Source organism: Modestobacter lacusdianchii, from assembly GCF_054177765.1.
Map to the genome: position 1 here is coordinate 171,451 of NZ_JBJJTJ010000002.1, position 15,628 is coordinate 187,078.

At 76.1% G+C, this 15,628-nt stretch carries 13 protein-coding genes; 9 read left to right on the top strand and 4 right to left on the bottom strand.

Annotation, left to right across the window (positions count from 1 at the left end; all coding sequences use genetic code 11):
- The first annotated feature begins 91 nt into the window (after positions 1–91).
- The 9 genes from ACJTNH_RS02290 to ACJTNH_RS02330 all read left to right on the top strand — a co-directional run bounded on the left by ACJTNH_RS02290 (position 92) and on the right by ACJTNH_RS02330 (position 9,859).
- Positions 92–1,135 (top strand): hypothetical protein, encoded by a 1,044-nt coding sequence (locus tag ACJTNH_RS02290; RefSeq protein WP_458172653.1) that lies wholly within the window; start codon positions 92–94, stop codon positions 1,133–1,135.
- A 63-nt stretch (positions 1,136–1,198) separates the two neighbouring features.
- A complete protein-coding gene (locus ACJTNH_RS02295; RefSeq protein ID WP_458172654.1) occupies positions 1,199–1,714 on the top strand; it encodes a MarR family winged helix-turn-helix transcriptional regulator in 516 nt (171 codons plus the stop codon).
- A 303-nt stretch (positions 1,715–2,017) separates the two neighbouring features.
- On the top strand, positions 2,018–3,517 hold the full coding sequence (locus ACJTNH_RS02300) for an HAD-IIIA family hydrolase (protein ID WP_458172655.1): 1,500 nt from the start codon (positions 2,018–2,020) through the stop codon (positions 3,515–3,517).
- Between the two features lie 86 nt (positions 3,518–3,603).
- Positions 3,604–4,596 carry a glycosyltransferase family 9 protein gene (locus ACJTNH_RS02305; protein WP_458172656.1) on the top strand — a complete coding sequence of 331 codons (993 nt, stop codon included), beginning with the start codon at positions 3,604–3,606 and terminating at the stop codon, positions 4,594–4,596.
- Positions 4,593–5,558: a glycosyltransferase gene (locus tag ACJTNH_RS02310; protein ID WP_458172657.1), complete on the top strand. Its 966-nt coding sequence runs from the start codon at positions 4,593–4,595 to the stop codon at positions 5,556–5,558. Before ACJTNH_RS02305 ends, ACJTNH_RS02310 begins: the two co-directional genes overlap by 4 nt.
- Positions 5,555–6,823 (top strand): glycosyltransferase, encoded by a 1,269-nt coding sequence (locus ACJTNH_RS02315; RefSeq protein ID WP_458172658.1) that lies wholly within the window; start codon positions 5,555–5,557, stop codon positions 6,821–6,823. Before ACJTNH_RS02310 ends, ACJTNH_RS02315 begins: the two co-directional genes overlap by 4 nt.
- A gap of 23 nt (positions 6,824–6,846) precedes the next feature.
- Entirely contained in the window at positions 6,847–7,515 is a 669-nt protein-coding gene (locus tag ACJTNH_RS02320) for a D-sedoheptulose-7-phosphate isomerase (RefSeq protein ID WP_458172659.1), read from the top strand.
- Positions 7,512–8,864, top strand: coding sequence for a D-glycero-beta-D-manno-heptose 1-phosphate adenylyltransferase (rfaE2, locus tag ACJTNH_RS02325; protein WP_458172660.1), 1,353 nt, complete (start codon positions 7,512–7,514; stop codon positions 8,862–8,864). Before ACJTNH_RS02320 ends, rfaE2 begins: the two co-directional genes overlap by 4 nt.
- 65 nt (positions 8,865–8,929) lie before the next feature.
- Positions 8,930–9,859 (top strand): glycosyltransferase family 9 protein, encoded by a 930-nt coding sequence (locus tag ACJTNH_RS02330; RefSeq protein WP_458172661.1) that lies wholly within the window; start codon positions 8,930–8,932, stop codon positions 9,857–9,859.
- Positions 9,860–9,972: 113 nt separating this feature from the next.
- Here the strand turns inward: ACJTNH_RS02330 and ACJTNH_RS02335 are convergent, their stop codons facing one another.
- The 4 genes from ACJTNH_RS02335 to ACJTNH_RS02350 all read right to left on the bottom strand — a co-directional run bounded on the left by ACJTNH_RS02335 (position 9,973) and on the right by ACJTNH_RS02350 (position 15,627).
- Positions 9,973–11,652, bottom strand: coding sequence for a VWA domain-containing protein (locus ACJTNH_RS02335; RefSeq protein WP_458172662.1), 1,680 nt, complete (start codon positions 11,650–11,652; stop codon positions 9,973–9,975).
- A 196-nt stretch (positions 11,653–11,848) separates the two neighbouring features.
- Positions 11,849–12,841 carry a UDP-glucuronic acid decarboxylase family protein gene (locus tag ACJTNH_RS02340; protein ID WP_458172663.1) on the bottom strand — a complete coding sequence of 331 codons (993 nt, stop codon included), beginning with the start codon at positions 12,839–12,841 and terminating at the stop codon, positions 11,849–11,851.
- A gap of 174 nt (positions 12,842–13,015) precedes the next feature.
- Positions 13,016–14,374, bottom strand: a complete 1,359-nt coding sequence (locus ACJTNH_RS02345; protein ID WP_458172664.1) for an ABC transporter substrate-binding protein — start codon at positions 14,372–14,374, stop codon at positions 13,016–13,018.
- Between the two features lie 89 nt (positions 14,375–14,463).
- On the bottom strand, positions 14,464–15,627 hold the full coding sequence (locus tag ACJTNH_RS02350) for a branched-chain amino acid ABC transporter permease (RefSeq protein ID WP_458172665.1): 1,164 nt from the start codon (positions 15,625–15,627) through the stop codon (positions 14,464–14,466).
- Between the last annotated feature and the right edge of the window lies 1 nt (position 15,628).

The following is a 15,628-nucleotide window of genomic DNA, read 5'->3' on the forward strand; positions in this document are numbered from 1 at the left end:
AACTCCCCGGCCGCGGCGGGCATGGTGGAGGCAGTTCCTGGGCAGGGACGTCCGGACGCCGTCCACCGGGTGGGCGAGAACGGGGGAACGCGTGCTGCCGACGTCATCGTCCGCTCGCACCGGGCTGCGCGCTGCCCGCAGCGTCGCACTCACCACCGGGGTGCTGCTGGCCGGGGTCGCCCTGGCTGCGCCGGCCGCCGCCCTCGAGGACCCCCGCCGGCCCACCGCGACGGTGACCCACGGGCCCAGCTGCGGCCCCGGCGTCGTCCGCACGCTGGTCACCAACGGCAGCGAGCCGCACCGGGTCTCCCTGGTGTTCGACGGAGCGGTCGAGCAGGACGCCGCCCTGGTCGGCCCCGGCGAGCAGGTCGAGCTCGTCAGCACCGACGTCGCCTGGGGCGTGACCGTGTCGGTCTCCGTCGCGGTCACCGACCAGGACGGCGCGGTCGAGCGGCCGCTGGAGCTCAGCACCTACACCCGGCCCAGCGCCGAGGACTGCGCCGCGGTGACCACCGCCCCGAGTTCCCGCCCGACCACCGCGACCCCGGCGCCGAGCGGCACCGGCCGTCCGCCCACCAGCCCGCCGTCCACCGCCCCGGCGCCGTCGACGGCCGTCCCGACGGGGCCGGTCCCCGACAGCTCGCCGCCGCGCAGCACCCCGCCGGCGTCGTCCCCGAGCAGCCCGGCCGGGCCGGCGGACGGCGGCACGACCGGCCAGGCGGACGGCGGCCCGTCCACCGAGTCGGCGGGCAGCGCCCCGGCCGCGTCGGTCTCCCCGGGCGGCGTCGTCACCGTGCGGGCCACCGGGTTCGCCCCCGGCGAGCCGGTCGCGGTGGGCATCGCGGGGCTGGACGAGCCGCTGACCACGGTGGCCGCGGCCGCCGACGGCAGCGTGCAGGCCGTCGTGCAGATCCCGCGCGGCGCCGCGCTGGGGCCGGCGACGGTGCAGTTCGTCGGCGGCGAGTCGGCCGCCACCGCCGGGCTCGACCTGCAGGTCGCCGCCCGGTCCCAGCCGACGACCGCGCAGACCGGCTCCCCGGCGGTGGTCGCCGCCGGGCTGGCGCTCGTCGGCGCCGCCGGCACGCTCGGACTGGTCGGCACGCGGCGCACCCGCGGCCGGCACGGCACCCGCTGACCGGGCACCCGGCCCACGGCATCGGCGACGAGGACTGACGAGATCGGCGACGAGGAACCGGACATGGACAAGCACGCGGACCCACTGCACGACGCCGCACCCCCGCGCGGGGTGCCCCGGGACGTGCGCGGGCTGGCCGCGGCCGGCCCGAGCGCACCGGAGACCTGGTTGCGGATCGTCCAGGTGCACGACCGGATCACCCGCCGCGTCGACTCCGCCCTGCACCGCCAGCACGGCCTCTCGCTCACCGGTTTCGAGGTGCTGCGCCGGGTCGCCGAGTCACCCGGTGAGCGCGCCTCGATGGGCGACCTCGCCGAGGCCGTCGGCCTGTCCCGCCCCGGGATCACCAGCACGGTCAACCGGCTGGTCGACGACGGGCTGGTCACCCGAGAGCGGCTGGACGGCGACCGGCGGCTGCTGCACGCCAAGCTCACCGACGTCGGCCGGGAGCGGGTGCGCGCCGCCACGGTCACCCACGACGACCTGGTCGCGCACCTGCTGACCCTGCTCGGGGACGACGCGTCGGTGGTGACCGACGCCCTGGCCCGGGTCTCGGCAGCCGCCCGCCGCCCGCACTGACGACGGCTCACGCCGGCCGGCTCCACGCTGAGGGGTGCCCGGGCCCGCGCGCGGGCCGACCCCAATGCGGCGGGTGGCGCATGCGGCGCCACCACGACGGCGACGGCTCGACCCGGGCGGCGCGGGGTCGAGCCGGTGGGTGCATGCGGCTGGACCTGGTGGACGCGGCTCTGACCTGACGGCGACGGGCGACCCGGGTGCGGGGGAGACCGGGGTCGCCCGACCGGTGGAACTCTGCGCGGTGGGCAGAAAACTTAAAGCCCGTAGTGTTTCGGCGGCGATCTTGTGGGCACCGAGCCGGGCATGACGGGTGCCCTGGCCAACTGCACGGTGGTCGTGCCGACCATCGGGCGGCCGTCCCTGGACGTCCTGCTCGACGCGCTCGCCGACGCGGTCGGGCCGCGTCCGGCGGAGATCGTGCTGGTCGACGACCGGCCCACCGGTGAACCGCTGCGGCCCGAGCGCCCGGGGCTCCCACCGGTCCGGGTGGTGCGCACCGGCGGCGGCGGCCCGGCCGTGGCCCGCAACCTCGGCTGGCGCACCGCGCGCACCGAGTGGATCGCCTTCCTCGACGACGACGTCGTCCCCGACCCCGACTGGTACGAGGCGCTGGCCACCGACCTGGCCGCGCTGCCGGCCGACGTGGCCGGCACCCAGGGCCGGGTGCGGGTGCCGCTGCCTCCCGACCGCCGCCCCACCGACTGGGAGCGCGGCACCGCCGGCCTGGCCACCAGCAGCTGGATCACCGCCGACCTCGCCTACCGCCGCAGCAGCCTGGCCGCGGTGGGCGGCTTCGACGAGCGCTTCCCCCGGGCCTTCCGGGAGGACTCCGACCTGGCGCTGCGGGTCATGGACACCGGCTCGACGCTCACCCGCGGCCAGCGGTGGATCACCCACCCCGTCCGGCCCACCGACCGCTGGGTGTCCGCCAGGGTGCAGGCCGGCAACGCCGACGACGTGCTGATGCGCCGGCTGCACGGCCCGACCTGGCGCGAGCGCGCCGACGCCGCCGTCGGCCGCCGGCCCCGCCACCTCGCCGTCACCGCCGCCGCCCTCGGCGCGGTCGGGCTGCTGGCCGCCGGCAAGCCCAGGGCCGCCGCCCTGGCCGCGCTCGGCTGGGCCGTCGGGACGGCCGAGTTCGCCTGGGCCCGGATCGCCCCGGGGCCGCGCACCCGTGACGAGGTCACCACGATGGCGCTGACCAGCGCGGTCATCCCGCCGCTGGCCACCTGGCACTTCCTGCGCGGCGGCGTGCAGCACCGCACCGTGACACCGTGGCGCGGGCTGCCCGACCTGGTGCTGTTCGACCGGGACGGCACGCTCGTGCACGACGTCCCCTACAACGGTGACCCGGCGCTGGTCCGCCCGGTCGACGGCGCCCGCGCGGCGCTGGACGCGCTGCGGGCCCGCGGTGTGCGGATCGGGCTGGTGACCAACCAGTCCGGGGTCGGCCGCGGGCTGATCACCCGGGCGCAGGCCGACGCGGTCAACGCCCGGGTCGCCGAGCTGCTCGGCCCCTTCGACACCGTGCAGGTCTGCCCGCACGCGCCCGAGGACGGCTGCGACTGCCGCAAGCCGGCGCCCGGCATGGTCAAGGCCGCCTGCGCCGACCTGGACGTCGACCCGGCCCGCTGCGTGCTGATCGGCGACATCTCCGCCGACGTGCTGGCCGCCGAGGCCGCCGGCGCGGTGGGCATCCTCGTGCCCACCCCGGTCACCCGCCCCGAGGAGGTCACCGCCGCCGCGCACCGGGCGCCCACGCTCACCGAGGCGGTCGACGACGTCCTGGCGGGCGCCTGGTGACCGCCCCCTCCCACGGTTTCGCGCGCGAAAGCGCGGGTGCTCCCGCGCGAGGAAGCGCGGGTGCTCCCGCGCGAGGGAGCGCGGGGGTGGTGCTGGTCGCGCGGCTGGACAACGCCGGTGACGTCCTGCTGCAGGGGCCGCTCGTCCGGGCGGTCGACGCCGGCGCCGACCGGGTGGTGTTCCTCGCCAGCCCGCAGGGCACCGCCGCCGCCGAGCTGCTGCCCGGGGTCGACGAGGTGCTGACCTGGCACTGCCCGTGGATCGACGGCTCCCCGCAGCCGGTCGACGCCGCCGACATCGCCGCGCTCGCCGACCGGGTGCGGGCCCTCGGCGTCGACGAGGCGGTGATCAGCACGAGCTTCCACCAGTCGCCGCTGCCCTTGGCGCTGGTGCTGCGCACCGCGGGCGTCGGGCGGATCAGTGCGATCAGCGTCGACTACCCGGGCTCGCTGCTCGACGTCCGGCACCGCGTGGACGACGACCTGCCCGAGCCCGAGCGCGCCCTGTCCCTGGCCCACGCCGCCGGATTCGCCCTGCCCGCGGGCGACGACGGGCGGCTCGCCGTCCGCCGCCCGCTGCCGGCGGTCGCCCACGAGCCCGGCTACGTGGTGCTGCACCCCGGGGCGTCCGTGCCCGCCCGGGCCTGGCCGGCCGGTCACTGCGCTGCGGCGGTCGAGGCGCTGGCCGACGCCGGCCACCGCGTGCTGGTCACCGGTGGGCCGGGGGAGCGGGCGCTCACCGCGGCCGTCGCCGGCACCCGCGGCACCGACCTCGGCGGCGCCACCACCCTCGCCGAGATGGCGGCGCTGCTCGACGGGGCGGCCGCCGTCGTCGTCGGCAACACCGGACCGGCGCACCTGGCCGCCGCCGTCGGCACGCCGGTCGTCTCGCTGTTCTCCCCGGTCGTGCCGGCCGTGCGGTGGGCGCCCTACGGCGTCCCCACCGTGCTGCTGGGCGACCAGTCCGCCCCCTGCCGCGACACCCGGGCGCGCGAGTGCCCGGTGCCCGGCCACCCCTGTCTCTCGTCGGTGAGCCCCGCCGACGTCGTCGCCGCAGTGGAGAAGCTGGTGAGCGCATGAAGGTCCTGCTCTGGCACGTGCACGGCTCGTGGACGACGGCGTTCGTCCAGGGCCGGCACGACTACCTGCTGCCCGTCGTCCCCGATCGGGGCCCCGACGGCCTCGGCCGGGCCCGCACCTGGGACTGGCCGGCGTCGGCCCGGGAGGTGACGCCGGCGCAGCTGCGGGAGGAGCAGCCCGACGTCGTCGTCCTCCAGCGGGAACGCGACCTCGAGCTCGTCCGCGAGTGGCTGGGCCGCGAGCCCGGCCGCGACCTGCCGGCGGTCTTCCTGGAGCACAACGCCCCCGACGGCGGGGTGCCGAACACCCGGCACCCGATGGCCGACCAGGGCACCATCCCGATCGCGCACGTCACGTGGTTCAACGAGCTCTTCTACGACAACGGGTCCGCGCCGACGACCGTCATCGAGCACGGCATCGTCGACCCGGGCGAGCTGTACACCGGTGAGCTGGCCCGGGCTGGCGTCGTGGTCAACGAGCCGGTGCGCCGGGGCCGGTACACCGGCGGTGACCTGCTGCCGCGGTTCGCCGCCGAGGCCCCGCTGGACGTGTTCGGCATGGGCCTGGCCGGGCTGCACGAGCGCTACGGCCTCGACCCCGACCGGGTCGCGCTGCACGAGGACCCGCCGCAGGCCGCGATGCACGCCGAGCTGGCCCGCCGCCGGGTGTACGTGCACCCGGTGCGCTGGACCTCCCTGGGCCTGTCGCTGCTGGAGGCCATGCACCTGGGCATGCCGGTCGTCGCCCTGGCCACCACCGAGGCGGTCGAGGCGGTGCCGGCCGAGGCCGGGGTGATCTCCACCCGGCCCGAGCGGCTGGCCGCGGCGCTCCGCGAGTTCGTGCACGACCCCGACCGGGCGCGGCTGGCCGGCAAGGCCGCCCGCGCCGCCGCGCTCGACCGCTACGGCCTGGCGCGCTTCCTCACCGACTGGGACCGGCTGCTGGACGAGGTGACCCGATGACCAACGACCGGCTCAGCGCCTCCCCGGCACTGCCCGACCCGCAGGGGACGTCGACGCTGCGGATCGACCTGGTGAGCGAGCACGCCAGCCCGCTGGCCGCCATCGGCGGCGTCGACGCCGGCGGCCAGAACGTGCACGTCGCCGCGCTCGCCGCCGGCCTGGCCACCCGCGGGCACGAGGTCACCGTGCACACCCGCCGCGACGACCCGGACCTGCCCGACCGGGTGACCACCGCCGACGGCTACGTCGTCTCCCACGTCCCCGCCGGCCCGCCGGCCGCCCTGCCCAAGGACGACCTGCTGCAGCACATGGGCACCTTCGCCGACGTGCTGCGGGCCGAGTGGGCCGCCGCGCCCCCCGACGTGGTGCACGCCCACTTCTGGATGAGCGGCCTGGCCTCCGTGCAGGCCGCCGCCGGCCTCGGCATGCCGGTGCTGCAGACCTTCCACGCCCTCGGGTCGGTCAAGCGCCGGCACCAGGGCGACGCCGACACCTCGCCCGAGCAGCGCATCGACCTCGAGCGCGGGCTGTGCGCGGACGTCGACCACGTGGTGGCCACCTGCACCGACGAGGTGTTCGAGCTGCGCCGCCTCGGGCTGACCACCGACCGGGTCTCGATCGTGCCGTGCGGCGTCGACACCGCCGTCTTCACCCCGCGCGGGCCGGTCGCCCCGCGCACCGACCGGCAGCGGCTGCTGGTGCTCGGCCGGCTCGTCGAGCGCAAGGGCCAGGAGGACGCCGTCCGCGCGCTGGCCGAGGTGCCCGACGCCGAGCTGGTCGTCGTCGGCGGCCCGCCCACCGACGAGCTGGACGCCGACCCGGAGGTCCGCCGGCTGCGCGGGATCGCCGACGCGCTCGGGGTCGGCGACCGGCTGGTGTTCACCGGCGCGATCGCCCGCGCCGACGTCCCGTCGTGGATCCGCTCGGCCGACGTCGTCCTGGCCGTGCCCTGGTACGAGCCCTTCGGGATCACCCCGCTGGAGGCGATGGCCTGCGGCCGCCCGGTGGTGGCCACCGCCGTCGGCGGGCTGGTCGACACCGTCGCCGACGGCGTCACCGGTGAGCTGGTCCCGCCCCGCGACCCGGTCGCACTGGGCCGGGCGTTGGCTCCGCTGCTCGCCGACGAGGAGCGCCGGACCGCCTACGGCGCCGCCGGGGTGAAGCGCGCCCGCACCCGCTACCGCTGGTCACGGGTCGTCGCCGACACCGACGCCGTCTACCGCCAGGTGCTCGCCGCCCGCGCCCCCGCGGAGGCAGCCCGATGAGCCCGTCCGCTGAGAGGAACGCCATGACCACCGCACCGTCGTCGGACCTCGAGGTCGTCTCGCCCGACACCTGCACGCACCTCACCGGGCACGACCACGTCACCTCGCTGACCGTCGCGCTGCGCAGCGTCACCGAGCAGGTCGACACCCTCGACCGCTGGGGGCAGCTGCTGGCCGGCGTGCTCACCGGCCCGTCGCGCGGCCGGCTGCTGGCGGCCGGCAACGGCGGCAGCGCCGCCCAGGCCCAGCACCTCACCGCGGAGCTGGTCGGCCGCTACCGCGCCGACCGGCCGCCGTTCTCCGCGATCTGCCTGACCGCCGAGACCTCCTCGCTCACCGCCATCGCCAACGACTACCCGGCCGACGAGCTGTTCGCCCGCCAGGTCGAGGCGCACGGCCGGGACGGCGACGTGCTGGTGCTGCTGTCGACGTCCGGCCGGTCGCCCAACGCCGTGGCCGCCGCCCGGCGGGCCCGGGAGTGCGGGATCACCGTGCTGGCGATGACCGGCCCGGCCCCCAACCCGCTGGCCGCCGTCGCCGACGACGCGGTCTGCATCGACTCGCCGTGGACCGCCACGGTGCAGGAGTGCCACCTGGTCGCGCTGCACCTGCTCTGCGCCGCCTTCGACGCCGCGGTGCTGGCCGAGTCGCCGCGGGTCTCCTCCACCAACCACGTCGAGGTGGTCAGGTGATCGTCGTCGTGGGGGACGCGCTGCTCGACGTCGACCTGGTCGGCACCGCGTCCCGGCTGACCCCCGACGCGCCGGTGCCGGTCGTCGAGGACGTCGAGACCCGGGAGCGCCCCGGCGGTGCGGCGCTGGCCGCGGTGCTGGCCGCGCAGTCCGGCGCCGAGGTCACCCTGGTGGCCCCGCTCGCCGACGACGCCGGCGCCGACCGGCTGCGCGCGCTGCTGGCCGGCCGGGTGCGGCTGATCGAGGTCCCGGCCACCAGCGGCACCGCCGTGAAGCAGCGGATCCGGGTCGGCGACCACTCGGTGGCCCGGTTGGACGCCGGCGGGTCGACGACCACCTTCGGCGCACTGCCGGCCGCCGCCGCCCGTGCCATCCGGGACGCCGCGGCCGTGCTGGTCGCCGACTACGGCCGGGGCACGACGTCCGCGCCCGACGTGCGGGCCGCCCTCTCGGCCGCCCGCGGGCCGGTCGTCTGGGACCCGCACCCGCGCGGCGCCGACCCGGTGCCGAACACCCGGCTGGTCACCCCGAACGGTGCCGAGGCCGCCCGGGTGGCCGGAGCCGAGGTGCAGGGCGAGGGGCTGGCCGCGGTCGGTGCCCGCGCCGAGGCGCTGATCCGGCACTGGGGCGTCGGCGCGGTCGCAGTCACTCTCGGTGCCCGCGGCGCGCTGCTCTCCTACGGCGAGGGCGCGCCGATGGTCGTGCCGGCCACCCCGGTGACCGGTGGTGACCCGTGCGGTGCCGGGGACTCCTTCGCCGCCGCGGTCACCGTGGCGCTGGCCGGCGGAGCGGTGACCGGTGAGGCCGTCACCAGCGCCGTCGCCGCCGCCGGTGCCTTCGTCGGCCGGGGCGGGGCCACCGCCTGGGACGCCGCGCCCGTGGTCACCGCCGCACCCGCCGCCCCGGACGTCGCCGCGCTGCTCGACCGGGTGCGGTCGGCCGGTGGCACGGTGGTGGCCACCGGCGGCTGCTTCGACCTGCTGCACGCCGGGCACGTCGCCACGCTGCGCGCCGCCCGCGGGCTCGGTGACTGCCTGGTCGTCTGCATCAACTCCGACGACTCGGTGCGTCGGCTCAAGGGGCCCAGCCGCCCGCTGGTGACCGCCGCTGACCGGGCCCGGGTGCTGGAGGCGCTGGAGTTCGTCGACGCCGTCGTCGTCTTCGACGAGGACACCCCGACCGAGGTGCTGCAGCAGGTACGGCCGGACGTGTGGGCCAAGGGCGGCGACTACGCCGGCGCGGACCTGCCCGAGGCCGCGGTGCTGCAGACCTGGGGCGGGCAGGCCGTCGTCCTGCCCTACCTGGACGGCCACTCGACCACCGCCCTGGTCGAACGCTCCCGCGTGTGAACGACCCCACCGGCGGCCGTGTCGGCCGAGATGGCCGCCCCCAGGCTCCGGGGGACGGGCGGCCGGTGGCGGTGGTGCTGCGGCCGCTGGGGCTCGGCGACCTGCTGACCGGGGTGCCGGCGATCCGCGGCATCCGGGCTGCGGTGCCCGACCACCGGCTGGTGCTGGCGACCACCCGGGCGCTGGCGCCGCTGGCCGGGCTGATCGACGCCGTCGACGAGGTGCTGCCCGCGGTCGAGCTCCAGCCGCTGGACTGGCCCGCGCCCCCGCCCGAGCTCGCCGTCGACCTGCACGGCAAGGGGCCGCTGTCGCACGTCGTCGTCGCCGACCTGCACCCGCAGCGGCTGCTGACCTTCGACAGCCCCGGCTACCCGGGGCCGACCTGGTACGCCGACGAGCACGAGGTGCGGCGGTGGTGCCGGCTGGTCACCGAGGGCCTCGGGGTGCCCTGCGACCCGGACGCCCTCGACCTCGCCGTCCCGGACGTCGACCCCCCGGAGCGGGACGTGGCGGTCGTGCACCCGGGGGCTGCCTTCCCCGGCCGGCGCTGGCCGGTCGAGCGCTTCGCCGCCGTCGCCCGCCACCTGGCCGCGGCGGGGGAACGGGTGGTGGTCACCGGCGGTCCGGCCGAGCAGGAGCTGGCACAGCGGGTCGCCGAGCTGGCCGGGCTGCCCGACGACGCCGTGCTGGCCGGCCGGACGACGTCGCTCGAGCTGGCCGCCGTGGTCGCCGCGGCCCGGGTCGTGGTCTGCGGCGACACCGGGGTGGCACACCTGGCGACCGCCTACCGCCGTCCGTCGGTGGTGCTGTTCGGCCCGGTGTCACCGGCACTGTGGGGTCCGCCGCCCCGGCACCAGCACGTCGTCCTGTGGCACGGCGACGGCACCGGTGACCCGCACGGCACCGAGCTGGACCCCGCGCTCGCCCAGGTCACCGTCGACGAGGTCACCACCGCCCTCGACACCCTGCTCCGAGCCCCGCGACCCAGCACCTGATCGCACGAGAGCCCGGTGCTCTTTCGCGCGAAAGCGTGGTGCTTTACCGCGCGAAAGCGCGGTGCTTCATCGCGCGAGAGCGCGGTGCTCTGTCGCGCGGGAGCGCGGTGGGGTCAGTTGCGGCGGCGGATGGCGTCGAAGAGCACGCCCTGCAGGTCCTCCGGGTCGAGCGCCTGGTAGGCCGCGCCCCCGGTCGCCTCGCCGATCTGCTCGAGGGCCCCGAGGTCGGCGTCCGGGCCGAGCGCGATGCCGATGACCTTGACCGGCCGTGCGGGATCGGCCTCGGCGCGCAGCGTGCTCAGCAGCTGCTCGAGCTGGATGCCGGCCTCGTCGTCGTCGTTGTCGCCGTCGGTGATCAGCACGACGCTGTTCACCGCGTTCGGGTCGTAGGCCTCCCGGGCGGCGCGCACCGCGGCCAGCGTCGTGTCGTAGAGGCCCGTGCCGCCGGGGGAGAGCAGGCTCGGCAGCGTGTCGAACTGCTCGTCGATGAGCTCGCGGTGGGTCTGGCCGCCGGCATCGGCACCGAAGGTGCGCAGCGGCGCCAGCTCGACCCAGTCGCGCTCCCCGTCCAGCTGGTAGGCGAACGCCCAGACGCCGCCGGAGTAGGAGTCGGGCAGCAGGGTGAGTGCGCTCTTGGTCGCGTCCCGGGCCAGCGTGGCTCGCGTGCCGTTGCCGGCCGGGGCGTTCATCGAGGTCGAGACGTCGATGACGGTGAGCAGCCGGGACGGCGTGGCCAGGCTGGCGAGCCGGCCGAGCAGCGCCTGCAGCGCCGCCGGGTCGAGCTGCAGCTGCTCCGGCGCGGCCTCCTGCACACCCGTGCCGGCGCCGGCGCCCTCCGGCGCGGTGCCGTCCTGGTCGCGGAAGCCGGCCGCGCGGGCCTCGGCGGCGGCCGCGTCCGCGGTCAGCGCGCTCACGGCGGCATCGACGGCGGCGGCCGCGTCGCCCTCGGGGGCCCCGACGCGGAGCACGGGGTAGTCCAGGGCGGGGGAGCCGTCACTGGGGTAGACCGCCACCAGCGAGTCCGAGCCCGCCGCCCGGTTCGTGGTGAGCACCTCCTGCTCGCTGACCGGCACGAGCGGGGCGTCGGCCCCACCGTCGGTGCCGGCGGCGAGGGCGTCGGCGACGGTCGGGACGTCGCCGCGGCCGGCGGCCAGCACGGCCTGGACCACGGCGTTGTCGGCGTCCTCGTCCCCACCCAGCGACTGGCGGACGGCGGCGAGCACGGACAGGCCCTCGGCGCTGGCGGCCAGGTCGGGGACGGCCAGCGGTCGCCCGGTGCCCAGGGCCTCGCCCCAGGTCGGGGGCGTCGCGGTCCAGCCGAGCTCGTCGGCGGCGGCCCGGCTCGTCGCCAGGACCAGGGGGGAGGTGGCCAGCGAGCCGGCGGCCTCGAGCTGGGTGCTGCCGGCCCGAGCGGCCCACAGCGAGGAGTCGGGCACCCACACCTGCGGCAGCGCGGCGGCGTCCAGCGAGCCGAGCGCGGCCAGCGTCTGCAGGGGCTCGGTGGCGGTCACCTCGGCCACGGCGCAGGCGGAGTCGTCCAGCGGCAGCGGGTCCGACAGCAGCTGCTCGGCCAGCGGGCCGAGCTCGGGGGCGACGGTGACCCGCACCGTCTGGGGGTCCGCGCACTCCGCGGCCTCGGCGGTCGAGCCGTCGCGCCCGGAGACCCACCAGACCAGTGCGGCGACGACCACCGCGACCAGCAGGGCGGACAGGCCGGCGAGCAGGGCCGGGCGGCGGCCGGACGTCCGCGACCGGGCCCGGGCATGGGCGCGAGGGTGGGCGTGGCGCCCCATCTGAGTTCTCCGTCGTCTCGTGGCACCGTGCTGAGCCCCGTCCACGCGTGGCGCGCACGGGCAGCGGTCGGTCGGTGACTCTACCCAGAGAACAGCGCTCGTCGACCCCTCGTCCGGCGAGATCGACCGCACTGCCGGTCGGTCGCGAGCGTGCCTGCGACGGCCCCTGCCTCAGCCCTCCCGAACGGCGGCTGCCTCAGCCGGCCTGCGCGGCTGCGGCCTCCCGCTGGGCGGCGAACCACGCGACCGTGCGGCGCAGGCCCTCCTCGGAGCTCACCGTCGGAGCCCAGCCCAGCGCCTCGGTGGCGAGGGTGGTGTCGGGACGGCGGACCTTCGGGTCGTCGACCGGCAGGTCGATGAACCCGATCTCGGAGTCGGAGTCGGTGAGCGCGACGATCCAGCGGGCCAGGTCGAGCATGGACAGCTCGTCGGGGTTGCCGATGTTCATCGGGCCGGTCTCGGTGGAGAGGGCCAGCGCCAGGATGCCGCGGACGGTGTCGTCGACGTAGCAGATGGAGCGGGTCTGCGAGCCGTCACCGGCGACGGTCAGCGGCCGGCCGGCGAGCGCCTGGCCGACGAAGGCGGGGATGGCCCGGCCGTCGTCGGCGCGCATCCGCGGGCCGTAGGTGTTGAAGATGCGGACGATCGCGGTGTCGGTGCCCTGCGACGTCCGATAGGCGGTGGTGAGCGCCTCGCTGAACCGCTTGGCCTCGTCGTAGACCCCGCGCGGCCCCACCGGGTTGACGTTGCCCCAGTAGTCCTCCCGCTGCGGGTGCTGCAGCGGGTCGCCGTACACCTCCGAGGTGCTGGCCAGCAGGTAGCGGGCGCCCTTCTCCTTGGCCAGGCCCAGGGTGTGCAGGGTGCCCAGGCTGCCGACCTTGAGGGTCTCGATCGGCATCTTCAGGTAGTCCAGCGGGCTGGCCGGGGAGGCGAAGTGCAGCACCAGGTCGACCGGGCCGGGCACGTGCACGTAGTCGGTGACGTCGCAGCGCACCAGCCGGAAGCCGGGGTGCTCCATCAGGTGCAGCACGTTCTGCGGCGAGCCGGTGAGGAAGTTGTCCAGGCAGACGACCTCGACGCCGCGGTCCAGCAGCTGCTCGCACAGGTGTGAGCCGAGGAAGCCGGCCCCGCCGGTCACCACCGCACGCCGGACGTCCCGGGTGCTCCGTACCGGTCCCTGTACCGCCATGACCTCTCCTGTCTGCCGAGCCCACGCGTCCTGCCCCGCGGGTCCCGCGCCCCCTACCCAGGAGATCAACTCCGCACACACTTCGGAGCCGAAGTGTTCCGCCGACCCCCGACGTGCGACGGGCCGCCGGCCCCCGTGAGGGAGACCGACGGCCCGTCCGGCGTCGTCCTGCTGCTAGTCGACGACCGACTCCTCGTTCGGGATGCCGTTCTCCGGCACCTCGGCCGGCTCACCGTCGTAGGCCTCGATCTCGGCGTCGCCGATGTCGGTCAGCTGCACCGGTGCGACCTCCTCGGTCGTGGTGCCGGTGATCCGGCTGATCGACATGCCGGCGGTGCCCATGTGGCTGTCCGCGGAGTAGCGGAACGGCGCGAGCACCGGGCCCTCCCAGTCGCCACCGGCGGTCTCGATGGCCTCGACCAGGCCGTCGCGGGTCGGGTTCTGCCCGGCCGCCTGCAGCGCCTGGACCGTGGTGTAGGCCTGCGCCATCCCGTAGATCCGGTAGTTGGTCAGCTCACCCTCGCCGCCGCACTCGTCCCAGATCCGCTGGAACTCCTGCACCCACGGGTTGTCCGGCTCGTCGACCGTCGGCAGGTAGTCGGTGGTCAGCGCGCCGTCGAGCAGGCTGGCGTCGCTCACCTTGCCCTGCGAGAAGTTGTTCAGCAGGTTGCCGACCAGCGTCGGGTCCGAGCCCACGTTCGAGTAGAACCACTGCGGGTCGTAGCCCAGCTGCAGGGCGGCCAGCTGGGAGAGCGCGGTGTAGCTGGGCACGTTGAAGCCGACGACGAAGTCGGCGCCGGCGGCCTGCAGCGCGGCGATCTGCGGGCCGACGTTGGTGTTGCCCGGGGTGTAGCGCTCGGCGGCCACGATCTGGTCGTCGATGTACTCCCGGATGCCCGCCTCGCCGTCCTCGCCGAAGTCGTCGTCCTGGAGGAAGAGGCCGACCTGGGCGTCGGGGTAGTTCTCGGCGATGTAGTCGCCGATGATCTTGCCCTCGCTCATGTAGTCGGTCTGCCAGCCGAACGTGTACGGGTTGGTCTCCGGGTCGTCGCCCCACAGCAGCGAGCCGGAGGAGACGAACAGGTCGGGCACGCCCTCGCTGTTCAGGAAGTCCAGGACCGCGCTGTGGGTCGGGGTGCCGAGGCCGCCGACGATGGCGAAGACCTCGTCCTCCAGGACCAGCTGGTTGACCACCTGGCTGGTGGTGGAGGGGTTGTAGGCGTCGTCGCGGTAGATGTACTCGATCTCCCGGCCGTTCACCCCGCCCTGCTGGTTGAGGCACTCGTAGTACGCCTGTGCGCCGGTCGGGATCTCGCTGTAGCCGGGGGCGGCCACGCCGGTGAGCGGGAAGTGGGCGCCGAGCTTGATCGAGGTCTCGGTGATGCCGATGTCGGAGGCCTCGTTGGCGCTGCTGTCGCCGCCACCGCCGCTGCTGCCGCCACCGCCGTCGTCGCCCCCGCCGCAGGCGGCGAGGGTGGAGACGACGGTTGCTGCGGCCAGGACGGTCATGGCGCGTCGGGAGGAAGTGGACAACTGATCTCCTCTGGTGCGGTCCGGGCGGCGTTGCCCGGGAGTGGGTGGGGAGTCGAGGGGCCGGGAGCGGCGGGCCGGTCGGGTCGTGCTCACCCCCCGCTCGAGCGAGCAGCCGACCGCTTCGCCCGGCTGGTGAGCCAGCGCATGCGGAGGGTGCCGATGAAGCCGGCGGGGGCGAAGATCATCGCCACGATGAGCACCACGCCGTAGACGAAGGGGGCCAGCTGGGCGGCCTCGGTGTTGTCCAGGCCCCAGCCGGCGCCCAGGTCGGTGACGAACGGCGGCAGGAACACCAGCAGCGCCGACCCGAGCAGGGCGCCGAGCAGGCTGCCGAGCCCGCCGATCACGATCGCGGTGAGCAGCGACAGCGACAGGACGAGGGTGAAGCCGCTGGGCGCGGCCAGCCGGACGACGAGGGCCAGCACCCCGCCGGCCAGTCCGGCGGCGGCGGCGCTGACGGTGAAGGCGAGCACCCGCCAGGCGCCGAGGTTGATCCCGGCCAGCTCGGCGGCGACCTCCTGGTCGCGCACCGCCCGCCAGGTGCGGCCGATCCGGCTGCGCACCAGGTTGGCCAGCAGGAAGTACGTGATCAGCAGGCAGACGGCGCCGACGTAGGCCAGCCACTTGGTGTTGGTCGCCGAGTTGCCCGAGACCGTGCTGATGAAGGAGTCGAAGGCCTCCGGCGCCCGGGGTGCCCGCACCCGCAGGCCCTGCTCGCCACCGAGCCAGTCGTGGAAGTAGATGGCGAGCCCGGGCAGCCCGACCGCGAGGGCGAGGGTGGCCCCGGCCAGGTAGGGGCCGTGCAGGCGGGCGGCGGCGACGCCGACCAGGGCGCCGACCGCGGTGGCCACCACGATGCCGGCCAGCAGGATCAGCGGGAGCGGCAGCGGCTCCTCGGCGGAGAGGAACAGCGCGGTGGTGTACGCGCCGACGGCCATCAGCGCGCCGTGGCCGAGGGAGATCTGGCCGTTCATGCCGGTCAGCACGGTGAGCCCGCCGGCGGCGATCGCGTAGTAGCTCAGCGTCGCCAACTGCGAGTTGGTGAACGGGTCGGTGACCTCCAGCAGCACCACCGCACCCACCGCGGCGAGCGCGAGCAGCAGCAGGTGCCGGAGCAGCGTGCTGCTGGGCAGCAGGCTGCGGCGGCGGGTGGCGGTGGGCTGGTCGGCCCCGGCGGTCGCCTCGGTGGGGGCGCTCGAGGAGGCTCGGCCGGCCGTGGGGGTGTCCGTGGCGGTGCTCTTCAGGTCGCTCATC